Origin of the sequence: Hymenobacter terrenus, assembly GCF_000972495.1 — a bacterium.
Classification (GTDB): domain Bacteria; phylum Bacteroidota; class Bacteroidia; order Cytophagales; family Hymenobacteraceae; genus Hymenobacter; species Hymenobacter terrenus.
The window spans coordinates 38,473-60,844 of record NZ_LATM01000024.1 but is presented as its reverse complement, the minus strand read 5'-3'; the positions used below and the strand labels follow the sequence as shown (position 1 = coordinate 60,844).

Here is a 22,372-nt window from a genome sequence, read left to right as displayed (position 1 = left end):
GCGGCTACTGTTCAGCGCAATAGTTTAAAGAAGCAAAAAAGGCCACTCGAAGGAGTGGCCTTTTTTGCCTGTCTACGAAACCAGTGCAATTCGAATTATCCGCTTGAATCCGTGGTTCGGAATCAATCAGCCGGGGCAGCTGCGGGCGCTGGGGCGGCGCCCACGAACGAGCCGCCGTGCCGCTCCACTACCTCTACTATGCGGTAGTTGAGGTCTTCTTTCACGTCGAGGTATTCATCGTAGCTGGTAGTGTCTACAAAATACTGCACGGTTACTTCTTTGCCAGCGGGCGTTAGCGCATTAAATTTCATTTGCACATCCTTGGTTACCAGCGGGTGCGCCTGCATAGCCCCCAAGGAATCGGCAATGATGGCGTGCAGTTGCGCACTGGTCGTTTTCTGATCGAAGAGCAGGGTGAAGCCTACCCGGCGCGAGGTACGCAGGGAAAGGTTGTCGAGGGGCTTATCAATCATGCTTTTATTAGGCACCGTGACGTAGCTTTTTTCGGCAGTGCGCAGGCGGGTGCTGCGGAAGCCAATTTTTTCCACTGTGCCGCTCACGCCACCCGCCGTCACCAGGTCGCCCACACCGAAGGGCTGGTCGAGGAAGATGGTGAAAGACGCGATGAGGTTTTCGAGGCTTTCCTTAGCGGCGAAGGCAACGGCCAAGCCGCCAATTCCCAGGCCGCCAACCAAGGCTGTTACATTCACCGCAAACACTTCGCCCAGCACCACCATCAGGCCGATGATGATGACCAGCACTTTCAGTAAGTCTTTGGCAAAGGGCAGAAACTGATTATCGAGCCGCTGGATGCTGGGCGAGGCGCGCAGCTCGTTGCGGCGCTGTACCACCAGCAGGGCAAAATCGACCAGGCGCAGCACCACCCACGTGACAGTGCCAATAAAACCCAGCAGGAAAAGCCGCAGCAGGGCCACTTTGGGCCAGGGCGCGGCCTCAGTCATCGCGTTGGGCGGCAAGGGGTAACGCAGCACACTGAAAGCCAGATACACCGTGACCAGAAGCAGCAAAATCGATAGCGGCTGAATAAGCAAATCGTGCAGCTCCTGCTCGCTCACTCCTGCTGTGTAGCGCTTGGTGAGGCGAAATAGCACCATGCTCAATAGCCGCGAAATAAGCTGCCGCAACGCCGCGCCTACTAGGAGAATAAGTACGGCGATTCCGTATTGACTCAGGGCGTTGCCCAGAAATTCGTAATGAAGAAAGGGTGGTAAAGTCATGCCAACATGTACTGCCAATCTCCAGCTTAGCGAGTGAACCTAAATTGATTCATACATAGAACCGGCAGAAAGGCTAAGCTGGAGCTTGGCCTTCCTGCTCCGTTGCCGGTATCTGTCACTTGGCCCGAATAGCAATAACCGGGTCCAGGTTCGCGGCCATTACGGCGGGCACGATGCCGGCAATTACCCCAATTCCTACGGAAATAAGCAAGCCCAGGATAATGCGCGCCGCCGACATGGTGAGCGGCAGGGCATCCTGCGGCATCAGCGTCACGAGCCACACTAGCACAATGCCCGCCCCGCCGCCGATGAGGCAAAGGCAAACTGCTTCAAAAAGGAACTGGAAGAGGATAAAGAAATTCTTGGCTCCCAACGACTTTTGAATGCCGATAATATTAGTTCGCTCGCGCACGGATACAAACATGATATTGGCAATGCCGAAGCCGCCCACTAGTATGGCAAACGACCCAATTACGGCCCCCACCACGCCAATGACGCCGAAAAGCTTGCCCACGGCCGCCGCTATCATTTCGGGTCGGTTCAAGGCGAAGTTGTCTTCTTCGCGGGGCTTGAGGCCGCGAATATTGCGCATCACGCCGCGCATTTCATATTCCAGGTCCAGCAGGCCAGGGTCTTCGTCGCGGCCTTTCACGGCAATGGTAGCACTAGGGCCGCCGCCAAAACCAGTCGTGCTCAAGGCAAACATTTTGGTGAACATGCCGAAGGGAATAATGCAGTTGGCATCGTTGCTGGAAATGGTGACAAGCTTTTTCCCCTCTTTCTCCATCACCCCGATAACGGTGAAAGTCTGTCCCCGGGCCTTGAGTTGCTTGCCCAACGCGCTGCCATTCGGAAACAAGTTCTCGGCGATGGTAGCGCCGATGATGGCCACGGGCCGGGCCGCGTCCATTTCCTGGTTGGTGAAATAGCGGCCTTCTTTGATGGGCACGTTGCTCACCACCCGGAAGTCGTAGCTCACACCTTGCAGCACGCAATCAGACACAGAATTGGAACCGGATTTCAAGTTATTGCCGCCGCTGGCGGCAAAGATGGCAATGCCTTTATTGTTGGGCCCAAGCTGCTTGCGCAGCTGCTGAAATTCGCGGGGAGTGGGCACCGGCCGGTTGAAGTACTTCCACCACGGATAATCGGAACCGAATTCCAGGGGCCACTTTTGAACAGAAATAATTTTGTCGCCCACAAAGTCGAGGCTGCTGCGGATGTTAGCCTCCAAGGAATCGACGACGGTGAACACGGCAATAATAGCGAAGATGCCTACCGTGACGCCCAGCAGCGACAAAATGGTGCGCAACAAGTTGGATTTGAGCGCATCCAGAGCAAAGCGAAAACTCTCGAGTGTAAGACGAAGCGTCAACATATAAATGAAAGATGAGGAGTGAAGCGGAAGAATTGGACCGAAGACTTCTGTAGTCTGTGGCCCCCACGCTTCACTGAGTCCGTATCTGGGGTCAAAAGACGGAAACTCGCGGGGAAGTTGCGGCGGATGAGGGAAACGAGTAGCCGAATGCCAACTCCTTTCCTTCGAATTAAGGAAGGGGTACTTGCGCTCTGCGCACGTTGGGGCGGTTATGTAGTTGGATCGAATATCTCCCTATTGGCTAAGGAGAAGTTTTTATTAGAGCATCCCTCAAAAAACAATACTTTCAGAAAAAAGCCGTACTTTTGCCTCCCCAAATTTCCGTAACTTCCCCCAAATACTGCCCTATGGCGATGAAATTGCACGAGTTCAAGTTCGAACTCCCCGAGGAACTGGTAGCTCTGCATCCGGCCCGTAACCGCGACGAAAGCCGCCTCATGGTAGTGCACCGCTCCACTGGCCAGATTGAGCACCGCACCTTCAAGGATATTCTCGACTATTTTGTGGAAGGTGACGCCTTGGTATTTAACGACACCAAAGTTTTTCCGGCTCGCCTCTACGGCAATAAGGAGAAAACCGGCGCCAAGATTGAAGTATTCCTGCTGCGCGAATTGAACAAAGAGCTGCGCCTGTGGGACGTACTGGTAGACCCCGCCCGCAAAATTCGCGTCGGCAACAAGCTGTACTTTGGCGAGTCCGACATGGTGGCTGAAGTAATTGACAACACGACCTCCCGGGGCCGCACCATCAAGTTCCTGTTTGATGGAACCGATGAGGAGTTCCGTAAGGCGCTATATGAACTGGGCGAAACTCCGATTCCGAAAGAAGTTATCAACCGGGAAACCGAGCCGGCCGACAAAGAGCGCTACCAGACCATTTATGCCGAGCACATTGGCGCCGTAGCGGCTCCTTCGGCTGGTCTACACTTCACCCGCGAGGTGATGAAGCGCATGGAAATCAAGGGTGTAGAGCCGGCTTATGTAACGCTGCACGTGGGCCTAGGCACCTTCCGCACCGTGGATGTAGAAGACCTGACCAAGCACAAAATGGACTCGGAGAACTTCATCGTGACGGCTCCGGCCTGCGAGGTGGTAAACAAGGCGCTGGATGCCAAAAAGCGCGTGTGCGCCGTGGGCACCACCACCATCCGCGCCATGGAAGCCTCGGTATCGGCCAATGCCCGCATGAAGCCCACTCAGGGCTGGATTGACCGGTTCATCTTCCCACCCCACGATTTCAAGATTGCTAACTCGCTGCTAACCAACTTTCATATGCCAGAAAGCACGCTCATCATGCTGGCTGCGGCCTTTGCCGGCTACCCTCTGCTGATGGAAGCATATAAGGAAGCCATCAAGGAGAAATACAAGTTCTTCAGCTACGGCGATGCCATGCTGATTCTGTAAGTGGGAACAGGGCATTTGGGGCTTGGCTTCTTATTCTCGCCACATTGATTTTATGAGCGCCGAATGTTCTTCACTGAGCTTCGGCGCTCTTTTTTTGCCTGAACTTCGCGGCAATGAATGCTTTTTCGTCCCCGGATTCCACGTCCTCAAACTCCCAGGGCCCTCCTCGACTAGCCATTTTGGTGGCTGGCGGCAGCGGCACGCGCATGGTGGCCGACCGGCCCAAGCAGTTTCTGCTGCTGCGCGGCGAGCCCGTGCTACTACACACGCTGCGCCGCTTTGCGGAGCCGGCGCTGGGCGTGGAGGAGATAATCGTAGTCCTGCCCGCTGAGCAGTTAGAAACCTGGCAGCAGCTTTGCGCGCAGCACCAAGTTGTTATTCCGCACCGGCTGGTGACGGGCGGGGCTACGCGCTGGGCGTCGGTGAAAGCCGGATTGGCCGCGCTGGGTGACTACCCGAATGGTTTGGTGGCGGTGCACGATGGGGTGCGGCCCCTGGTGTCGCGCCTCGTGGTAGAGCGTACGTATGCCGCCGCCGCCACCCACGCCGCCGCCGCCGCTGCCGTGATGCCCAAGGACTCGGTGCGGCTCGTGTCGCAGCACGGCTCCTCGGCGCAAAACCGCAACCGGCTGCGGCTGATGCAGACGCCCCAAACCTTTGAAATTGACCTGCTCCGCCAGGCTTACGCCATGCCGGAACTGGCCTCGTTTACCGACGACGCAACGGTGGTCGACGACCTGTGCCGGGTGCAGCTGGTGGAGGGCGACTACCGTAACCTAAAAATCACGACTCCTGAAGACTTACTGATTGCGGAAGCCCTGCTAGCGGAGTAGCATGGACTTTGTAGTCCCCATCCCTGCGCCAATTAAGCAGTCATTCGGGTTTCCATCGGAGGACGTGGACTTACAAAATATGCGTTACGACGTGATTGGCGCGGTGGAGACGACGGGAGTCCGTTATTTGCACACCCACCAAACTCACTACTTCACCAAATGGAATTCACCAGCCTGCTTTACGACGTGCGCCCCGACGGCGTGGCCACCATCACCCTCAACCGCCCCGATGTATTCAACGCCTTCAACGACCCGCTGAGCTACGAACTACAGGATGCCCTGAAGCAAGTAGCCCGCGACGCGGCTGTGCGGGCGGTGGTCCTGACTGGCGCGGGCCGGGCCTTCTGTTCAGGGCAGGATTTGAAGGCGGCGCAGACTGGCGAGAAACGCTCGTTCTACGACTCCTTGCACAAGCGTTACAACCCTATCATCCGAGCTATGCGGGCGTTGCCGAAGCCTATTATCGGCCGCATCAACGGCGTGGCTGCGGGCGCGGGCTGCTCGCTGGCGCTGGCGTGCGACGCTTTGGTAGCCAGCACCGACGCCTCGCTGATTGAAGTGTTCATCAATATTGGTTTGGTGCCGGATTCTGGCTCGTCGTGGTTTTTGCCGCGGTTGGTGGGTACGCTGAAGGCCTTTGAGCTATGCAGCCTGGGCACCAAAGTACCGGCGGAAGAAGCCCTGCGGCTGGGCTTGGTAAACCAAGTGGTGGCGCCTGAGGAGCTAGACGAAGCGACGTATACCCTCGCAGCCCGTTACGCCAGCGCACCCACCAAATCCATCGGCTTGCTGAAGCAAATGCTGAACAAGGCCGGAGCCGCCACCCTGGACGAGATGTTGGATTACGAAGCGCACTGCCAGCAGATTGCCGGTGAATCGGAGGATTATTTCGAAGGTGTGAAGGCCTTCAGCGAGAAGCGCAAACCTATTTTCAAAGGACAATAGCTCCTCTCCTTACAGCCGACTCACTCGGCATTGGCTCACCGTAATCAGTAAAAAGAGCCGTCTGTGAAAAGACGGCTCTTTTTACTGATTACATTGTGATTTCTTGTAAACTAAGCTACAATCAATGATTCCTGCCCCAAAGCAAGGTGCTTCGGCTCCGCTCAGCAGGACCGGCTGATATACTTATGGTGGTTAGCTTCTTAGGACCTATCGCAGAATAATCGTTCTGGTGCGCCCATTCCCCGTCACGGTAGCCGTATTGTCGCAGGCGCCATTGCCATAGTCCAGCACCATAGTTTTAGAGTTGGCATTGGTGATGTTGATGGAGCCGGAAGTGAAATACTTGAAACAGCTGGCGCTTTTGACGAGGGGCGTCCGAATGGTAGTGGTGTAGCTTATTTTGTTGCGGTTAGTGCCGTTGACCGAGCCGATTACGCTGTAGGCATCGTCCGAAACCTGGGGGGGCCGTAGCCGGCGGTGCGGTTGAAGGCCCAGTTGGCAGTCCAGGAATGAGTGCTACCATTGTTGGCCAGCACGATGCGGGCATCGGTGACGTCGACGGTGAACGAGCCCAGTCCCAGGTCGGTGAATGCGCAGGTAGCCATATGCTGGTTGTCGTTCACAAAGTAGTTGGTGCGGGTAACCACTGCCCCGGCCCGGCGCGTGAGCACGTCTGTGGTGAAGCGCACCAGAATCTGCCCACGGCGAAAGCGCCCATCGGGGTAAAGCAGTTGGTGGCACCGAAATCAATGGTCAGCGTACGGGCTCGGTAGTCGTACGTGCGCGTGGCACAGTCCCCGAACTTGGTCCGAAACTCGGCGCCGGTGCTGATATAAGCCGAATTCTGGGCGTTTGGGTCAGCCATTTGCATGGCATCGGAGCTGATAGCCGTTTCGATATTGTCCTAACTACGGTCTTCGGCGGTGGTAACGTCAGTGACGGGCGTAGCGTCGTTGTCGCGCTTGCAGTTGGTGCTAAGCAGCAGGCTGCTGGCAAGACAGGCAAAAGCCAGGGAGCGGAGGGTCAGAATACGCATGCTGTGAAGTAAGAAAGTAGTTGAATAGAATAATAAACTAAAATTTTGCCTGTTGCAATTACCTGAGCCGTTCAGGTTTAGAGCGGCTTTAAAAAAACTACGGGTGCCACTGGAATAACCTCGCTTCGGGGTGGGCGTATAGCTTGTACCTAAGCCGTCGGCCCTTCCATCAATCTGTTTATCATGCCTCATCTGCCGTTTCTTTCGTTGCCTGCGCGGCAGTTATTTCTTCGAATGGCGGTGGCACTGCCGCTGCTCACGGCCTGCTCATCGGGCAGCAGCGATGGCGACGCCGTGGACGCGGCCAACGCCCAGAACGAGCATAAAATCGACGAGGCTGATGTGACGGCCAAACAGGAAGCCGACGCCCGGTTTTTGGTGAAGGCTACCAGCAATGCGTTGCTGGAAGTGGAGTTGGGCAAGCTAGCGCAAGCCCGCGCCAGCACCCCCAGGGTGCGCGATTTTGGTACTCGCGTCGTGCAAAACCGCCTGGAACTGCTCACTGCGTTGCGCACTTTGGCCGCAGCCAAAAAGCTGACACTGCCTCCGGCCCTCGGTGAAGATGAGCAAGCCGCTTACCATGAAGTGAGCACGCAAACTGGGGCGCAGCTGGACAGAGGCGTTATGGCCCTCCTCCTCAAGACCCAAAAGCAGGATGAAGATGCCCTCGATGACATGAAGGACGATGCATATGACGGCGACATTCGCGGCCTTGCGGCCAAGTACCACGAGCCCGTGAAGGAGCAGCTGAACGCCGCTGAGGAAGTGGCCGAGACCACGGAGAAGCAGCCTTAGATGCTGCTCGACTTCACTAACAGTAAACAACTGCTTACCAGTAGCTAATTCGGATAGATTGCCGAGCCCACTCCGTCCGGAGTGGGCCTTCTATCTGGTCCAAAGTATAGTCGGGCTTATTCCTATTCAGTGGTTCAGCTTAGATTAGCCCGGATGGTTAAAATAAGGTTGAGTACGCAACATCTTTCCCTAAACTGCCCGTATTACTTGTATTGCCAGTGGCTTGGCTCCCACTAAAGCCTGCCTGTAAATACAGCAATACTTGTGCTTCTTCCTTTCCACAAAGTCCCTCCCTTATGAAACGCTCCCTCTTTCCTCTGCTGGCTACGGGCCTGCTTGTTTTAGCTTCCTGTGGTGATAATAAGTCGGCCACCGCTGAAAACGGCAACGCCAGCGACAACACCATGACCAGCTCGGCCACCGGCGGCGATACCGTATCGGCTACCATGCCAGCCGGCGCTGAGAAGCCCGAGAACCAACCCGAAAACGCGGGCACCGCCCAGGGCAACGCGGGTAATGGAGCCATGCGCAACACCGATACCGGCGCCATGGGTGGCCCCGACAATGCAGCTGGCATGGGTGACCCCAACGGCCCCACCGCGCCGCACAAAGACGACAAGGAATTCATGATGTCGGCCGCCCACAGCGACCAGAATGAAATTCAGCAGAGCAAACTGGCCCTGGCTAAAGGAGTGACCGGCATGGCCAAAGAAATGGCTAATAAAATGATTGCCGACCACAGCAAATCAACAGCCGACCTCAAGAAAATCGCGGCTAAAAAAGGAGTGACTCTGCCCACTGACATGGATGCCGAGCACAAGGCCCTGGCTCCCGCCATGGAAAAGCTCTCGGGCGCGGAGCTTGAGCAGAAATACCTGGCTCAAATGCAAGCCGACCATCAGAAAACCGCCAACACCATGATGGCGCACCAGAAGATGACGAACGATGCCGACTTGCAGGGCTTCATCACCAAGACTCTACCCGTCGTGCAGCAGCACTTGATGATGGCCCAGCAACACAGCAACATGAAAATGTAATCACCGATTTAGTTGGAGCAACCTGATTCCACAGATTAGTCCGCTGAGTGAAAAAACCGCCCCGAAAATTCGGGGCGGTTTTTTGTGGTAGCCGGACCTGACTTTACCCTGAAATGACGCCAAGACCCGTGACTCCAAATGCCCCTTACGGTTGCAGGCGGAGCTGAACCAAGGTGCCTCGAGGGTTGGGAGTGCCAGCGAATGCGCCGCCGTCGGTCACAATGTACAGCGTGCTCTCATCGCCTCGACGAGTTCCGAAGGCGGCATCCGTCGCGCCGGCTACTGCCTGGGCAACTCCAGCTACTACGGCACGCTCGCCACTTGCCCGAATTTGAACCACGGTGTTATAAGGGTGAGTCGTTACGTATAAATTGCCTGCGACGTCAATGGCGAAATCATCAGCGGGCACGCCAGTAGCCAGCACGGTAGGTACGCCTAGCTGTCCGGTGGGCTTCCAAGGGATTGTGAGCACGGTTCCCCGGTCAGAGACGGTGACGAATAGAGTATTTCCGCGAAAATGCAGGCCATTAGCACCGGGCGCCAGGGCCAAAAAGGTCCGGGGGCGAAGTAAATCGTGCTCGATGGCTTTGGTAGTAGACCCGGTGCGCGGGTCGACGCGCCAGATAGTGGCCAAGGCTGCGTCGGCCACGTAGAGGTAGCCATCGGGTCCTAGTGCTAAGCCATTAGGCCAAGCCCCCACTGGTAATGAGGCGAAAAGCGTCGCGTGTCCGGGTGCGGTAATGCGCCACACTCCGCGCCGGGCGCCCCCACCGGTGCAGTAGAGGGTGCTGTCGGCCCCAAACGCTAGTACTCCGGCGATGGCTCCGCGCGGCAGGGTTAGCCATACTTGCTCCTGGCCGGCCGGGGTTCGGCGTAAGATTTTAGCTGTTACGCGGCTGGCATCACCAGTAGCAAGGTCCAGCTCCTTATTCACGGTCAGAAAGAAATTGCCGCGCGCATCCAATCGGACGCTCTCTAACACCTCGCCGGGCGCGTACGTGGCCAGTATTCGGGTGTTTCCCAAGCGTTGGGGCAATTCGTCGGCTTTTGGCAATGCCAGGACGCGCAGCCCCAAGGGCTGGAGTCCGCCCAAGGCCAGAGCAGCCAGGAGCAGCCCCACCAACCAGCCACTACGACGGATTATCCACCAAGTCCCAAGTAGCACGGCAGCGGCCACAGCCACAAAAAACGATAAAAAAGGCACGCTGACAGTGGCTACCGCCGCTAGGCCGCAAAGTGCGGCGCTTCCTCCCATTACCCAGTGCGGCCATGACCGCCCCGAAAATTCATCTGGCCTGAATGCGAAGCGGGTACGACGGGCAAATGTGGCCCAGGCCAACAGCAGCAGGGCTATGCCCAGTGCCAATTGCAAGCTAACAACAGTATTCATTTTGTAACAGTGTTATAAAAAGGTGAAAAAAAAGAGGGTTGAATAATCAAAGAGCCTGGATAAACTGGCTGATGCCTGCGGCAAAAAGGCCCTGCACATGCGCTTGGCGGTCGACAGGCACGGTCAAGCCAATGCCCACGAAACCCGTGGCCAGGGCCCACCAATGAAGAAATAAATCCATTGGATCGGCGCTGGATAGACGACGCAACACTGCCTGGACAACTTCGCCTGCTTCCAGAATCTCGGTTCCCGCGTCGCCTTTGCATGTCACCGGTGCCAGCCCAAACATCAATTCGTAGAGGGTGCGATGAGCAAAAGCAAAGACCCAAAAAGCGAGACTGATAGCCTGTAGCTGAGCCGGGTTGTTAGCGGGATGCTGGTTGGCGGCGGCCTGCATGACTGCCCGCAACTGCCGGAAACCCTGGCGCTGAAGTTCCACCAATAGGTGGTCCTTACTGCCCAGGTAGTAATATATGGCCGACGTGGTGTAGCCGAATTCCTTCGTGATACGGCGGGTCGACACTTGGTCCCAGCCTTCCCGCTCGGCCAATTGTAACGCGCTATGGAGGATTTCGTCTTTCACGGCTTTATAACAGCGTTACAAAATTAAAGGCTTTCGATATAAGTCCAAGCTTTTTGTTCGCATATCAGCAAACTAGGCTGCTACACTAAAAGCAGCAGGCATCTATTTTTAATTGATGTATAAAACTCGGTAAGAAGAAAGGCTGGAAAATTGTATTCTTTCTCCTCATACTTCCAGTAAAACCCCGCGCGCTCTGGTCCCACGGCGACTACCTGCGGGAGTTGGTGCTTATTTGCATCTATGCCGCCCGCTATTCCTTCCGTATCACCCGATTTGCTGCTGACTAATATTGCCCGTCACGTCCTGCTCACGCCGGCCGAAGCAGCCACCGTGGCAGCCGCACTGCGGCCGCGCCACCTGCGCCGGCGACAATTCGCCGTGCAAGCAGGTGAAGTGTGCCAGTACGAAAGCTTCGTGGTGCGGGGCTGCCTGCGCGCCTTCTATACTGACGTCAACGGCTTTGAACACAACGTGTTGTTTGCCATCGAAGATTGGTGGATTGCCGACTTGGCCAGCTACCTGACCCAAACCCCAGCCACCCTCGACGTGGAGGCGCTGGAGGACTGCGAGTTGTTGCAGCTCGACCGGGCCGCGCTGGAAGCCCTTTATGAGCAAGTGCCCAAGCTGGAACGCTACTTCCGGCTGATGCTGCAAAACGCCTTCGTGGCCCAGCAACAGCGTGCCCTGCAAAGCATCAGCCTCCCGGCGGAGGCGCGGTACCGGCAGTTTCGGGCCAAATACCCGCAGCTAGAGCAGCGCCTGCCGCAGCGGCACGTTGCCTCATACTTGGGCATCACGCCTGAATTTTTGAGCAAGGTGCGCAAGCAGGTACTGCAAGAAAGTTGAACTGGATTAAGGTCTTTTCTTAAACCAGTTCATGGGACCACCGGAGCCGCTACCCGGAATTTTGCTTCGTTCAATCAACCTTAAAACGATGCAGAATTTACAGCAGAAAATCGCGGACCTCAATGCCCTCGTGCTCGACGGCAAAGCCCTCGAAGCATTCGACCGCTACTATCACCCCGAGGTGGTGATGCAGGAAAACGAGCAGAGCCCCACGGTAGGCAAAGCTGCCAATCGTCGCCGCGAAGAGGAATTCTTCAACGCCATCACCGACTTCCGCGGGGCCAAAGTGCAAGCCGTAACGGTGGGCGACAGCGTGACGGCCGTGGTGTGGCATTACGACTACACGCACCGGGAGTGGGGCGTGCGCAACTACACCCAAGCCTCGGTGCAGCACTGGCAGGACGGGCTCATCATCCGCGAGCAGTTTTTCTACGGCAGCTAAGCGCAGTGACCCTTCTTTGATATTACTTGCTTCGACATGTTTTCTCAACTTCTTACTATCCGCCGCGACTGGACGGGCCTGTTCCTGCGCCTGGCTCTGGGAGGCGCTATGTGGCCCCACGGGGCGCAAAAACTGCTGGGCTGGTTCGGCGGCTATGGCTTCGACGGCACCATGCAGTTTTTCACCGGCACCCTGCACCTGCCTTGGCTACTGGGCTTTCTGGTGATTGTGATTGAGTTTTTCGGCTCATTGAGCTTGCTGCTGGGCTGGGCCATCCGGCTGTGGGCGGCAGCACTGGCCGTGCTAGTGCTCGGCATCGTATTCACTTCGCACTGGCAGCATGGCTTTTTCATGAACTGGTTCGGCACCCAGAAGGGCGAAGGCTACGAGTACTTTTTGCTGATGCTGGGCCTGGCCGCCGCCTTGATGGCGAACGGCAGCGGCCGGTACTCGCTGGACGGCTTGCGGCAGCGTGGCGCGCTTCAGCAGCAACTCGTCTGATGCTTCCCGGGGCTGGCGGCTTTGCACAGCGGGGCCGCAGCTACCGGAAGCCCCGGCAAACGCAGCCTACCGCCGGGCCAACACCAGCAACGCTATGGATTACACTTTGATTACGGCGACTGACTTCTACTGCCGACCGCTATATTCACGGCCATGTATGTCAGACGAAATATCCGGCCGGGACTGATTCTACGCTTTGCGTGGAAAAATTTGTTGTTGTTCATCTTTTGGGCCACCGTGGTAACCTTCGGGTATGCTTACTTGCGGCGCCACTACGGCCTGGATATTCGCCTGCCATTTCTGCCGCTGAGCACCATTGGTATTGCCGTGGCTTTTTATCTGGGCTTCAAGAATAACCAGTCGTACGACCGGTTCTGGGAAGGCCGCAAAACCTGGGGCGGCATCGTGAACCAAAGCCGGAGTTGGGCCAGCCAGGTGCAGAGCTACGTCACCAACCTGCGCGCCGCGCTGCCGCTCGCGCCAGCCGAGCTGCACGCCGTGCACCAGGAGTTGATATACCGGCAGTTGGCGTGGCTCAATGCCCTGCGCCTGCAGCTGCGCCGCACCACCATCCACGACCGCCGCAATATGAGCTACGTCCCCGACCTGCACCTGCCCGCCGGCGCCCCCGGCGAGCCCCAGGTGCAGACGTTTTTGTCGGAAGCAGAGTATGTCCGCGTGACTACCACCGCCAACGCCGCCGCGCAGCTGCTGCACCAGCAAAGCCTCCGCCTCCAGCAGCTGCGCGAGCAGGACCTCATCGACGACTTCCGCCACGTCGACCTGATGCAGACCATCAAGGAGTGCTACAACCTGCAAGGTGCGTGTGAGCGCATCAAGAATACGCCTTTCCCGCGGCAGTACGCGTATTTCAGCACCCTATTTACCTGGATTTTTGTGTGGCTGCTGCCATTGGGCCTCGTGAGCGAATTCAGCAAGCTGGAGTCTCACAGCTTCGTGTGGCTGACCATCCCGTTTTCTGTGCTCATTTCCTGGATTTTCACTACTATGGAAATTGTGGGCGATAACTCGGAAGACCCATTTGAAAATTACGTCAACGATGTGCCCATGACGGCCATCTGCCGCACAATAGAAATTGACCTGCGCCAGATGCTGGGCGAAACAGCACTGCCCCCCCGGATGCAACCCGTCGATGATATTCTGCTCTAGAGCTGGCAGTTGGCGCCAAACGGCTGGATGATGACCGGCATTTTTTGCAGAGCCAAGCCGAAGTGACCGCATCAAAAAGACGGACTTGCTGAGCTTCAACCGGAAATACCAGAACGGCCACCTCACTTTACCACGATTGGTCACAACGAGGCAAGCGCCGCTAGTGCTGCCGAGGTGACGCTTCTGCTTGCAATGGCAGGGACGTCAGCCCCTGGTCTTCCTTGGGAGCTGGCACGTAAAGGAGTGGAATTAGCCCCAATAGCCCCAGCGCAAGTCTCGGCGCCGGGTAAGCCAGCACCAGGGGCAGCAGGGCCGGCGTGCGGCACATCGTGTTTATGTCGGTGCAGGGTGCGGAGAACAACCACTTCATCCCACATCATAAAACCGAACAACTGCTGATGGCCAGTGGCGTGCCCTACACCCTGCTGCGCCCGGCGTATTTCATGCAGAACTTAACCACCACGCTGCGGACCGACGTGGTGGAGCGGCACCGCATCTTCCTGCCCGCCGGCAAGGCCCGGTTCGCGCTTATCGACGTGCGCGACATCGGCGATGTGGCGGCCGCGGTTTTCACTGATGAATCGGGCCGGCACCACGGCCAGGCTTACGCTCTCACGGCCCAGTACCGCCTGAATTTCCGGCAAATGGCCGACCAGCTCACCGCTGGCCTGGGCCGGCCCATCACCTACGTGTCGCCGAGTCTGTGGCGGTTTTACCGCACCAAGCGGCGTGAGGGCCTGGCCCACGGGTTCGTGCTGATTATGCTGCTACTGCACTACCTGCCGCGCTTTAGTGCCGAGCCGCCCGTCACGGATGCCGTGGCGCGCATCACCGGCCGGCCGCCCCGGGAGTTCGCCCAATTTGTGGCCGACAACCGGGCCCATCTGCTGGGCGAATGACCTCGACCTGTCCGACGGCGTGCCATAGCCCGAGTGCGGTAGCGCATACTTGCGCCGCCTGGTTATTGGTGGTTTATTTATCTTTAAATTTAGCTGGTGCGGGATTTATCTCCTGTAGATGATAAGAGTAAATTAAATTCAGGATAAACCAGGTGTTTTCTGATTTGACTAACTGCCAGTTTTCCTTGCCCCAGTTGGTGAGTATACCGGATGATTTGAACGCATAGTCGAACGAGATGGAGCCGATGCGACCGTCGGTTATAATCTCAGGGTTTAGGAATATTTCTTCCATCGCGATTTTTTTGAACTTGGGGTCAGCAATCGATTGAAAAGCACCTGCTTGTTCTATTGGCTGGACTTTGGGATTTAGCTTTTTAATGTAAGCCAGCGAAGTGGGATGCGCTACCGAAATCCAGACAACTTTATCTTTGTAAAAAAGGCTTGCTAACCCTGCGGTATCCTTCTGGATAATTGCCTTCTTAAACTTGTCTACCAAAGCCAAAATCTCCTGTTTTTCTTTCTCCAAATTTACTGAGGGCTCAGTGCTGGCCGGTCGGATTGTGGCAGCAGAAGCCAAAGCGTATTCAATGTTTTTTCGCACTTCCGGATTAAACAGCACCACCTTGTTCGCGGTAATTGAGATGATGCTATCGGTGCGCTCGGGGCCGCCCGTGAGCTGCGTAATAAGCTTGCTGCCCTTGATTTTCCAACTGCTTTTCTTCGCTCCCTGCGGTGAAATGGACTCATACACGCCATCAGCATTAAACGTGTATTGAATAGCCCGGATAAACGGGGTGAGGGCATCCGGATTGGCTTCCAACTGCTTCGCCTGTTCGGCATTTGCCTTTTTGGTCCGCTCAATCATAATTGAGGCGAAAACAGGCACTGATTTCTCATTCAGCTTCCAACTATTAATCAACGCTTTTGGTTGAATAGCTGGTTTTGACTGAGCCTGAACCTGAGTGACTAGAAAATAGAAGGGAAGGACAAGAAAGAGCGTGATGTGGGAAGATATTTTCATGATTTTTTAATTATGACTGCAAAAGCTTTATGGTTCTACTATTTAATCCGAAGCTTATTTTTTTCCTACACTTAAATACCAGGTATAATTAAATGAGCCCTGGTATTTAAGTGTAGGAAATTTTATTTCTTACTGGGCACTCTGAGCTTAATTTTACTCATCAGAATGCCCAGGGGAAAGCGGATAGCCAAAAGTACAGGTAGTGATTTGGCAGCTAAAATATTTCGGATGAAACGACGAATATTCGGATGAAATGCTGCTGAACCAGGATGAACCTTCTATTTCCTGCGAATGCGCTGTTCACATGGTTTTCGAACACTTTCATCCAAAAAATTTGGAATAGCCTTTCCGAAGAGCAACTTTTGAGCAGCACCTCACCTTGCTTATGTAATGCCCCAGCTGTTTAAAAGACTCTTTGCTACCCGCTGGCTGCTGCACGGAGTCTTTTGGCTGGCCTGGTATATCCCCGAACTCCTGTCTGACAGCCTATCCAATAAGCCGCTTGATGGAGAGCAAACCGTAAGAGAGCTGCTGCACTATGCGTTGATGGCTGCGGCGGTTTATACCAATCTGTATGGGCTGCTGCCAAGGCTTTTTCGGCACGGCTGCTATGGGCTGTATGCAGCGGCGGTGGGAGTGCTGTGGCTAGGTACCTCGGCCCTGGGCGCGCTGCTATACAAGCAGCCTTTGAGTAAGATGTCAGTGGTGGTTGGCCACCTGACGACTACGGCCATCTTCCTATTCGTGGCCGCGGCGCTGCACGCTTACCGGCGGCTGATGCTAACGAATGAGGAACTGCGTAAAAAGCAGTTTCAGGCCGAGTTGGAGCTGCTTCAGCAACAACTCAATCCGCACTTTTTCTTCAACAGCCTGAACAGCCTCTACGCGCTTTCGCTGGCCAATTCCCCGCAAACGCCAACCACGATTCTCCAACTGGCCGACCTGATGCGCTACATGTTCGACTATGCCTCGCTGCCGCAAGTGGCATTGCAACAAGAAATTGCTTACTTACAAAACTACGTCGCCATCGAGCGGGTGCGGCTCAGCGGGCGCGCCGACATCAGCCTGACCATTCAGGGCGACGTGGCAGGCCACGTCATTGCCCCGATCATCCTGCTGCCTTTCGTCGAAAACGCGTTTAAACACGGCGTCGAGCAACGGTCCGGACAGGTGGAGCTGCGTATTCTGTTGGCGATGCAGCCCAATGGCCTGTTTTTTATGGTCGAAAATTCCATGCCGCGGCAGCCGGTTGCCAATTCCTCCAACCCTGGTACCGGGATTGCCAACGTGCGCCGGCGCCTGGAACTGTTGTATCCCAATCGGCACAGCCTAAGCATTCAGCCGGGGAGTGAACTGTTTACCGCGAGCCTGCACGTTCAGCTATGAGCCACCGCTGCCTGATTATCGACGACGAACCACTGGCCCTTGATGTGTTGGAACGCTACATTGGCCAAATTCCGTCGCTCACGCTGGTGAGCCGGTGCAACTCGGCCTTCGAGGCCCTCCAAGTGCTGCACACCCAACCAATCGACCTGATTTTCGTGGACATAAAGATGCCGGAGTACTCCGGCATTGAGCTAATTCGTAGCCTGGCCCGCCCACCCCAGATTGTCCTGACCACGGCCTTTTCGGACTTCGCCGTGGAGAGCTACGAACTGGGCGTGACGGACTATTTGCTCAAGCCTTTCTCATTCGACCGTTTCCTGAAAGCCGTCAACAGAGCCATCGTTCAGCTGACTTCGCCGGGCTCCGTCCTGGTGACGGCGCCCCCGGTTGCCGTGCCGCCCCCGCCGGAGTTCGTTTTCTTAAAAGCTGACCGGCAAATTCACAAGGTGTCGCTGCGCGAGATTGAGTACGTAGAGGCGTATGGCAACTACGTCAAAGTACACCTAACCAATCGCATGCTGCTCATTACGGACCGGATTTCGGACATGGAGGCGCTGCTTGTTCCGCACCGATTCGTGCGCGCCCACCGCTCCTACGTGGTGCCACTTGACAAAATAGCCAGCATCAGCGGCCACGAAATCCTCCTTGGGCCGCACCGCATTCCGGTGAGCAGTCAGTATCGAAAAGCGCTGCTCAATGAGCTACTGCTGCGGGGCGGCCAGCCTTCTGAATCAGGTGGGGTAGCCACTTAAAACTCTACCCGATAATTCAAGAAGGGCACGAGCGAGGTTTGATATTCGGTTTCGATGTTCTGCGTGTAGCGGTCATAGAAACGGCCGTAGATGTTCTGGTTGTTGCTGGCGTTTTGCAGGTCGAGGGAGATGATATGGGAGGCACGGGGACGGTTTTTGCGGTAGCTGGCGCGTAAGTCGAGGCGGAAATACGCTGGCCCTTGCTCGGCCCAGGCGCGGTCATCAATCGTGACGTCGTAGCCGGCTTGGCGCGAGGCGCCCAGGTCTACCGGCGAGTAGCGGTTGCCGCCGGACCAAAGTAGGCGCAGGTTCAGGCTGACGAGGTTGTTTTTCTCATGGCCCACCGAAAACTCACGACCGGCCAGCGCATTAGCCACGAAATGGCCGTTGTAGCGGGTGTTGCGCCACTTGCCGTCGGCGGCGCGGTAGCGCGAGTCGTACAGCGAACCTGTGAGCTGGAAGTAGTATTGGTTGGTGAAGAATTTTTCCAGGGTCACGTCGAGGCCGTAGTTACGGCCGAGGCCACGGGCCACCAGGGCTTCGGTGGGCGTGCCTCCGCCGAAATTGAGGGCCGCGAAAGTATTGGTGGGGTTGGGGCTGATGGCTACGTTGTAGAGGTGCTGGAAGTAGGGCTCGACGCGCAGGCGCAGGTCGTCGCGCAGCAGGTTGTCGTAGCTGAGCACGTAGTGCACGGCGCGGGCCAGCCCCAGGTTTTTGTTGGGCTCACTCATGCGGCCATCGGCTTGCGGCAGTTGCGTAAAATACACAAACGGAGCTTCCAGCCGGCTGTGCAGCCCCATGCCCGCCGATATCGTCTGCCGGGGCGAGAAAGCCCAGCGAGCCCCCACCCGCGGCTCCACAGCGGTATTACCATTCAAGCCAAAGCGCAGAAAGTGGACGCCGCTGGTAAAGGTCAGCTGCTCGGTGGCGCGGTATTTCCACTGCCCGTAGGCTTGGGTGGTGGTGGCATGGTCAGCAGTCTGCAAAAACTGGATGAACCGGCCGCCGTAATCGTCGTTGCGAAAGCCGTTACGAGCGTCGAATCCCAGACGACTCACGATGCCACCGAAGCGCACGGTGTGGCGGGCGTTAATCTTGTAATTGTAGAGCAGCGAGGCCCGCACCGCCGTATTAGTGTACTGCTGGTCGGCATCGAGCACTTGATTGTAGCGCTCGTCTACTTCGTAAGCCTTGTAGCCGTGCCGGTCGCCGGAGGCCGTGAGGCCCGCTTCGAGGTAGGCGCGGTCGTTGAGCACGTGGGTGTAGGTCAGCCCGCCGGCGGCCACATCCGAGGTCGCATTATCATCGAACCGGTCGTCATAGCGCTTCCACTTGGCGGCGTCGCGGTCGGCGCGGCTGCTGGTGCTGCTCAGACCGCCGATACCCCAGATTACGACGTTGTTGCGGCCCACGGGTAGGTTCAGCTTGAACGATAAGTCCTGGTATTTGGGCACGCCCCCGTCGCCGGTCACATCCAGGCCCGCGCTTTTCAGCAGCGCCAGCGACGAGTACCGGTAATTGACCAGATAGGAGCCCTTGGAGCGGGCGCTCAGTGGCCCTTCGGCCGCGAATTCGGTGCCCAACGAGCCCACCTGAAAGGCATATTCGCGCTTTTGGTTGTTGCCAGTACGCAGCTTCACGTCGAACACTCCCGAGAGAGCATTACCGTACTCGGCCGGGAAGGCGGCCGTGAAAAAGTCAGAATTACTGAGCATGTTGGTACTCAGAACGCTCACGGCGCCGCCGCTGGCCCCGGCATCGGTGAAGTGATTGGGGTTGGGCACCTCCACGCCCTCGATGCGCCAGAGCAGGCCGCGGGGCGAGTTGCCGCGCACCACGATTTCATTGCGCAAGTCGCCGCTCGACGTGCCCGACACTCCCGCCAGGGTCTGGGCCGTGCGGGCGGGGTCGGAGATGCTGGCCGCGTAGCGCTTGCTTTCTTCCACCGAAATGGAGCGGGCCGACACCGTGGCCATCTCATTGCGGCTGGTGCCTTTTTCCCGCTCGCCGGTCACGGTCACTTCGTTGAGGCTGGTCATGGATTCGGCTAGACCGATGTTTAGCACCAGTTCCTTCCCCGAGCCCAGCAGCAATTCGGGAATGGTTTGCTCCTCAAAGCCAACAAAGCTGATTTTGAGCGTGTGCCGGCCCACTGGAATTTGCCCGATCCTAAAATCGCCATTGACGTCGGCAGAGCCCACCAGCAGCGGGTCCGTATCCACGACCACCACGGTGGCCCCCACCAGCGGCTGCTGCGACTCCCGGTCGACAATGCGGCCCCGGATGGTTTGGCTGAGGTTTTGGGCGTGAGCGGCGGAAGTCCATTCTGCGGCCAACAGCAGGAACAGAAAAAACAGGAAACGCATAATTCGGTGGTTGAGTTAAACGGGCACAGCGGAGCCAGGCAGCCACTGTGAGCCATCGATAAAAAGCCTAAAGACAGGGAACCAGGCACCAGTACCTGGCCAAAAGCGGGGCCACGCGAGGTGGCCGGGAGGAACGTTCCGTGTGCAAGACCCGCAAGTCTGGGGTCCCCCCTATGCCCAACCAAAAAATATTCTCAGCGTGGGTATGCGTGTAGCGTGGACTCTGCGAGTCCGCGCTACACGCATACCCACTCCTAATTTACTCTATAATAGTACATTATGTCAGAGCAACGTTTATTGGCTCACCTCACCCACGAGCCCTCAAAACCGCAGCCCGCCCTGGAAACCCAGCCAGGCGCGGACCAGCGTCTGGCCGGATGTTCTGTCCAGGAACGTCAGCTGGTCGCGGCCCAGCTCGGAGCCGTATTTTGACGCATCGGCGCCCTGGTATTCTGATACTAATACGTTGAGCGTGGGGCCGGTGACCAAAGTGGCCCGGCCGCGGCCCAATTGCCAGCCCAACAAGAAGCGTAACTGATTCAACTGATTAAGGTCGTTGGTCCAGACCTCCTGCTCGTTTACCTGATACGTTAGCGCGTCGATACTCAGCCGCAACCGATTGCTCAGCCGGGGCTCGGTACCGATGCCGTAGCCCACTGCCCAACGGAAAGTGCTACCAAACGATTGGGCCCCCACGGCCAGGATGTTGTAGAAGCGTGATGAGCCGCCCATCTTCAAGCCGATGTTGGCTTGCAGGGCCTCGCCGGCCCACACCTCCCCGCGCCGGTAGCCGTGGCGCACGAAGCTCAGCACACCAATTGACACCCCATCGACGGTGTCGGCCACGTTGAAGGGCGCCAACTGGATGCCGCGTATGTGCCGGGCCACGTTGAGGAAGCCGGCCACCTGCACGCCCCGGGTCTCGCCAACGGAGTCGGGCGCGAGGTTGGCAAAGCCTGCTACTTGCAAGACCCGGCTTGTAGTTGGGGCGCCGGGCGGGGCGGGGGTCCGCCGCCGGTAATTGAGGAAGCCGGCTACCTGCGCTACAGCGGCGGAGCCGCTCGTTGCTTTGTTGCTAAATCCGGCCACCTGCAGCCCCGCAAAGTCTTTTTTCACCACGTTGGTGAAGCCGGCTATCAACGCTCCTTTTGTTGAGCCACTCATCACGTTGGCCAAGCCCGCCACCGCCACGCCACGCGTCGAATCGGGGTTGAGGTTCAGCAGACCGGCCACCTGAGCCCCGCGCACCGGGCCGCCAGGCAGGTTGCCGAGGCCCGCAATTTGCACGCCGGTCACGGACCCGCCCACGAGGTTGCCAAGGCCGGCAATTTGCACGCCGTGCACGGTGCTGCGCACGTAGTTCAGCAGGCCACCCACTTCCACTGCGCGCACGCCAAACGAGCGTCCCGCCAAGGCGTTGAGGGAATATCGGTTGCTGATTTGTCCGCTCAGCCGGTGGTTGGTGCCAATATTGGGCAAAAATGAGAATTGCCAGTCGCGGGAGAGGGTGTCCCGGCTCATGTTCACGTCGTGCACGGCTTGTTGTGCCGAGGTCAGCAACCGTTTCAGCCCCAACCGGGCCCGACTGAGCAGCGCGGCCTGCACCGGCGTCGAATCTGCGGAGGCCGTCAGCACTGCATCGACATCGGGCGCCGGCAACGACGAGGGCAGCGTTCGGCGCCGGGCCGTATCCAGCACCACGCGCCGGGCGCTGCCCTCACCAGCCAACGTGCGCACCGGCCGCACGGGCCGTGGCCGGCTCTTCGGCACCGGCGCCAGCCGCACCGTGAGGGAGTGCGGAGTCTGGGCGCGGATGACAACGGTTTCGCCCACATAGTCCTGCCGGCGCACTTCCAGGCGCAGCTGCGGCTTGCCCGCCGGGAGGCGGATACGGTAGTAGCCATACGGGCTGCTAACGGTGGAAGCCAACGTCGTTTTTTCGAAAACACTAGCTTGGCTCAATCGCGCGCCCGTCTGCTCGTCCACAATGTAGCCTTCAAACAGCAGGTTTTTGGGCGCAGCATCACGGCGCGGCTGGCGCAGCAGAATCACGTGGTTGCCCCGCGAGTTGTATACCACGCTGCCGTTGAACACTTGGTTCAGCACCTCCCGCACGGGCGTCTGGGTGAGGCGGACAGTGACGGGCCCGCTGACCACAATGTGCGCCGGGTTGTACGAAAACGTGAACCCGCCAGCCCGACTGATTTGCTCCAACGCCGCCCCCAAGGCCTCGTTGCGCAGGTCCACCGAAATCAGTCGTTCGAGCGGGGGCGCGGTCTGGGCTATCAGCGGGGGGCTGTAGCTCAATAGCACGAGCAGCAAGCCGAAATAGAAACGGACCATCAACAATA

22 protein-coding genes are annotated in these 22,372 nt (G+C 57.4%); 12 read left to right on the top strand and 10 right to left on the bottom strand.

The window, feature by feature from the left end; all coding sequences use genetic code 11:
• Window positions 1-122: 122 nt before the first annotated feature.
• Entirely contained in the window at window positions 123-1,238 is a 1,116-nt protein-coding gene (locus tag WX88_RS20940) for a mechanosensitive ion channel family protein (protein ID WP_046246370.1), read from the bottom strand.
• Window positions 1,239-1,353: 115 nt separating this feature from the next.
• Window positions 1,354-2,616 (bottom strand): ABC transporter permease, encoded by a 1,263-nt coding sequence (locus WX88_RS20935; protein ID WP_046246369.1) that lies wholly within the window; start codon window positions 2,614-2,616, stop codon window positions 1,354-1,356.
• Between the two features lie 353 nt (window positions 2,617-2,969).
• Here WX88_RS20935 and queA point away from each other — a divergent pair, with 353 nt between their 5' ends.
• The 3 genes from queA to WX88_RS20920 all read left to right on the top strand — a co-directional run bounded on the left by queA (window position 2,970) and on the right by WX88_RS20920 (window position 5,797).
• Entirely contained in the window at window positions 2,970-4,019 is a 1,050-nt protein-coding gene (queA, locus tag WX88_RS20930; protein ID WP_046246368.1) for a tRNA preQ1(34) S-adenosylmethionine ribosyltransferase-isomerase QueA, read from the top strand.
• Window positions 4,020-4,132: 113 nt separating this feature from the next.
• Window positions 4,133-4,852 carry a 2-C-methyl-D-erythritol 4-phosphate cytidylyltransferase gene (locus WX88_RS20925; protein WP_046246367.1) on the top strand — a complete coding sequence of 240 codons (720 nt, stop codon included), beginning with the start codon at window positions 4,133-4,135 and terminating at the stop codon, window positions 4,850-4,852.
• Between the two features lie 159 nt (window positions 4,853-5,011).
• Window positions 5,012-5,797 carry an enoyl-CoA hydratase-related protein gene (locus WX88_RS20920; protein WP_046246366.1) on the top strand — a complete coding sequence of 262 codons (786 nt, stop codon included), beginning with the start codon at window positions 5,012-5,014 and terminating at the stop codon, window positions 5,795-5,797.
• 431 nt (window positions 5,798-6,228) lie between these two features.
• On the opposite strand, the gene WX88_RS20915 is transcribed toward WX88_RS20920, so the two are convergent.
• Both WX88_RS20915 and WX88_RS31830 read right to left on the bottom strand, forming a co-directional pair.
• Window positions 6,229-6,486 carry a hypothetical protein gene (locus WX88_RS20915; protein WP_046246365.1) on the bottom strand — a complete coding sequence of 86 codons (258 nt, stop codon included), beginning with the start codon at window positions 6,484-6,486 and terminating at the stop codon, window positions 6,229-6,231.
• A gap of 215 nt (window positions 6,487-6,701) precedes the next feature.
• Complete coding sequence (locus WX88_RS31830) at window positions 6,702-6,833, bottom strand: hypothetical protein (protein WP_262489855.1); 132 nt, start codon at window positions 6,831-6,833, stop codon at window positions 6,702-6,704.
• A gap of 183 nt (window positions 6,834-7,016) precedes the next feature.
• Here WX88_RS31830 and WX88_RS20910 point away from each other — a divergent pair, with 183 nt between their 5' ends.
• Window positions 7,017-7,628 (top strand): DUF4142 domain-containing protein, encoded by a 612-nt coding sequence (locus tag WX88_RS20910; protein WP_082116197.1) that lies wholly within the window; start codon window positions 7,017-7,019, stop codon window positions 7,626-7,628.
• 296 nt (window positions 7,629-7,924) lie between these two features.
• On the top strand, window positions 7,925-8,665 hold the full coding sequence (locus tag WX88_RS28105) for a DUF4142 domain-containing protein (RefSeq protein ID WP_052732933.1): 741 nt from the start codon (window positions 7,925-7,927) through the stop codon (window positions 8,663-8,665).
• Between the two features lie 145 nt (window positions 8,666-8,810).
• On the opposite strand, the gene WX88_RS20900 is transcribed toward WX88_RS28105, so the two are convergent.
• Both WX88_RS20900 and WX88_RS28100 read right to left on the bottom strand, forming a co-directional pair.
• Window positions 8,811-10,055, bottom strand: a complete 1,245-nt coding sequence (locus WX88_RS20900) for an SMP-30/gluconolactonase/LRE family protein (protein ID WP_046246363.1) — start codon at window positions 10,053-10,055, stop codon at window positions 8,811-8,813.
• A gap of 46 nt (window positions 10,056-10,101) precedes the next feature.
• Complete coding sequence (locus WX88_RS28100; RefSeq protein ID WP_052732932.1) at window positions 10,102-10,638, bottom strand: TetR/AcrR family transcriptional regulator; 537 nt, start codon at window positions 10,636-10,638, stop codon at window positions 10,102-10,104.
• 240 nt (window positions 10,639-10,878) lie between these two features.
• On the opposite strand from WX88_RS28100, the gene WX88_RS20890 reads away from it, so the two are divergent.
• The 4 genes from WX88_RS20890 to WX88_RS20875 all read left to right on the top strand — a co-directional run bounded on the left by WX88_RS20890 (window position 10,879) and on the right by WX88_RS20875 (window position 13,597).
• Window positions 10,879-11,484 carry a Crp/Fnr family transcriptional regulator gene (locus tag WX88_RS20890; protein ID WP_046246362.1) on the top strand — a complete coding sequence of 202 codons (606 nt, stop codon included), beginning with the start codon at window positions 10,879-10,881 and terminating at the stop codon, window positions 11,482-11,484.
• Between the two features lie 88 nt (window positions 11,485-11,572).
• On the top strand, window positions 11,573-11,926 hold the full coding sequence (locus WX88_RS20885; RefSeq protein ID WP_052732931.1) for a nuclear transport factor 2 family protein: 354 nt from the start codon (window positions 11,573-11,575) through the stop codon (window positions 11,924-11,926).
• Between the two features lie 36 nt (window positions 11,927-11,962).
• Window positions 11,963-12,427, top strand: a complete 465-nt coding sequence (locus tag WX88_RS20880) for a DoxX family protein (RefSeq protein ID WP_046246360.1) — start codon at window positions 11,963-11,965, stop codon at window positions 12,425-12,427.
• A gap of 153 nt (window positions 12,428-12,580) precedes the next feature.
• A complete protein-coding gene (locus tag WX88_RS20875; RefSeq protein WP_046246359.1) occupies window positions 12,581-13,597 on the top strand; it encodes a bestrophin family protein in 1,017 nt (338 codons plus the stop codon).
• A gap of 160 nt (window positions 13,598-13,757) precedes the next feature.
• On the opposite strand, the gene WX88_RS31535 is transcribed toward WX88_RS20875, so the two are convergent.
• Window positions 13,758-13,925, bottom strand: a complete 168-nt coding sequence (locus WX88_RS31535) for a hypothetical protein (protein ID WP_231590761.1) — start codon at window positions 13,923-13,925, stop codon at window positions 13,758-13,760.
• On the opposite strand from WX88_RS31535, the gene WX88_RS20870 reads away from it, so the two are divergent.
• Window positions 13,915-14,496 carry an NmrA family NAD(P)-binding protein gene (locus tag WX88_RS20870; protein ID WP_156176320.1) on the top strand — a complete coding sequence of 194 codons (582 nt, stop codon included), beginning with the start codon at window positions 13,915-13,917 and terminating at the stop codon, window positions 14,494-14,496. The two genes, WX88_RS31535 and WX88_RS20870, sit on opposite strands and share 11 nt — an antisense overlap.
• 73 nt (window positions 14,497-14,569) lie before the next feature.
• On the opposite strand, the gene WX88_RS28095 is transcribed toward WX88_RS20870, so the two are convergent.
• The gene (locus tag WX88_RS28095; RefSeq protein WP_052732928.1) at window positions 14,570-15,517 is read right to left on the bottom strand and encodes a lipocalin-like domain-containing protein; all 948 of its coding nucleotides are present in this window, start codon (window positions 15,515-15,517) and stop codon (window positions 14,570-14,572) included.
• A 390-nt stretch (window positions 15,518-15,907) separates the two neighbouring features.
• On the opposite strand from WX88_RS28095, the gene WX88_RS20860 reads away from it, so the two are divergent.
• Window positions 15,908-16,903 (top strand): sensor histidine kinase, encoded by a 996-nt coding sequence (locus tag WX88_RS20860; RefSeq protein WP_052732927.1) that lies wholly within the window; start codon window positions 15,908-15,910, stop codon window positions 16,901-16,903.
• The gene (locus WX88_RS20855; protein WP_046246358.1) at window positions 16,900-17,655 is read left to right on the top strand and encodes a LytR/AlgR family response regulator transcription factor; all 756 of its coding nucleotides are present in this window, start codon (window positions 16,900-16,902) and stop codon (window positions 17,653-17,655) included. Before WX88_RS20860 ends, WX88_RS20855 begins: the two co-directional genes overlap by 4 nt.
• On the opposite strand, the gene WX88_RS20850 is transcribed toward WX88_RS20855, so the two are convergent.
• Entirely contained in the window at window positions 17,652-20,021 is a 2,370-nt protein-coding gene (locus WX88_RS20850; RefSeq protein ID WP_046246357.1) for a TonB-dependent receptor, read from the bottom strand. The genes WX88_RS20855 and WX88_RS20850 overlap by 4 nt on opposite strands.
• 321 nt (window positions 20,022-20,342) lie before the next feature.
• Window positions 20,343-22,364 (bottom strand): peptidase associated/transthyretin-like domain-containing protein, encoded by a 2,022-nt coding sequence (locus WX88_RS20845; RefSeq protein WP_046246356.1) that lies wholly within the window; start codon window positions 22,362-22,364, stop codon window positions 20,343-20,345.
• Window positions 22,365-22,372: the final 8 nt, after the last annotated feature.

What these genes read in the sequence shown, in the direction of transcription:
- WX88_RS20940 (WP_046246370.1), bottom strand. Translation starts at nt 1,238, where the DNA reads ATGACTTTACCACCCTTTCTTCATTACGAATTTCTGGGCAACGCCCTG.
- WX88_RS20935 (WP_046246369.1), bottom strand. Translation starts at nt 2,616, where the DNA reads ATGTTGACGCTTCGTCTTACACTCGAGAGTTTTCGCTTTGCTCTGGAT.
- queA (WP_046246368.1), top strand. Translation starts at nt 2,970, where the DNA reads ATGAAATTGCACGAGTTCAAGTTCGAACTCCCCGAGGAACTGGTAGCT.
- WX88_RS20925 (WP_046246367.1), top strand. Translation starts at nt 4,133, where the DNA reads ATGAATGCTTTTTCGTCCCCGGATTCCACGTCCTCAAACTCCCAGGGC.
- WX88_RS20920 (WP_046246366.1), top strand. Translation starts at nt 5,012, where the DNA reads ATGGAATTCACCAGCCTGCTTTACGACGTGCGCCCCGACGGCGTGGCC.
- WX88_RS31830 (WP_262489855.1), bottom strand. Translation starts at nt 6,833, where the DNA reads ATGCGTATTCTGACCCTCCGCTCCCTGGCTTTTGCCTGTCTTGCCAGC.
- WX88_RS20910 (WP_082116197.1), top strand. Translation starts at nt 7,017, where the DNA reads ATGCCTCATCTGCCGTTTCTTTCGTTGCCTGCGCGGCAGTTATTTCTT.
- WX88_RS28105 (WP_052732933.1), top strand. Translation starts at nt 7,925, where the DNA reads ATGAAACGCTCCCTCTTTCCTCTGCTGGCTACGGGCCTGCTTGTTTTA.
- WX88_RS20900 (WP_046246363.1), bottom strand. Translation starts at nt 10,055, where the DNA reads ATGAATACTGTTGTTAGCTTGCAATTGGCACTGGGCATAGCCCTGCTG.
- WX88_RS20890 (WP_046246362.1), top strand. Translation starts at nt 10,879, where the DNA reads ATGCCGCCCGCTATTCCTTCCGTATCACCCGATTTGCTGCTGACTAAT.
- WX88_RS20885 (WP_052732931.1), top strand. Translation starts at nt 11,573, where the DNA reads ATGCAGAATTTACAGCAGAAAATCGCGGACCTCAATGCCCTCGTGCTC.
- WX88_RS20880 (WP_046246360.1), top strand. Translation starts at nt 11,963, where the DNA reads ATGTTTTCTCAACTTCTTACTATCCGCCGCGACTGGACGGGCCTGTTC.
- WX88_RS20875 (WP_046246359.1), top strand. Translation starts at nt 12,581, where the DNA reads ATGTATGTCAGACGAAATATCCGGCCGGGACTGATTCTACGCTTTGCG.
- WX88_RS31535 (WP_231590761.1), bottom strand. Translation starts at nt 13,925, where the DNA reads ATGTGCCGCACGCCGGCCCTGCTGCCCCTGGTGCTGGCTTACCCGGCG.
- WX88_RS28095 (WP_052732928.1), bottom strand. Translation starts at nt 15,517, where the DNA reads ATGAAAATATCTTCCCACATCACGCTCTTTCTTGTCCTTCCCTTCTAT.
- WX88_RS20860 (WP_052732927.1), top strand. Translation starts at nt 15,908, where the DNA reads ATGCCCCAGCTGTTTAAAAGACTCTTTGCTACCCGCTGGCTGCTGCAC.
- WX88_RS20855 (WP_046246358.1), top strand. Translation starts at nt 16,900, where the DNA reads ATGAGCCACCGCTGCCTGATTATCGACGACGAACCACTGGCCCTTGAT.
- WX88_RS20850 (WP_046246357.1), bottom strand. Translation starts at nt 20,021, where the DNA reads ATGCGTTTCCTGTTTTTTCTGTTCCTGCTGTTGGCCGCAGAATGGACT.
- WX88_RS20845 (WP_046246356.1), bottom strand. Translation starts at nt 22,364, where the DNA reads ATGGTCCGTTTCTATTTCGGCTTGCTGCTCGTGCTATTGAGCTACAGC.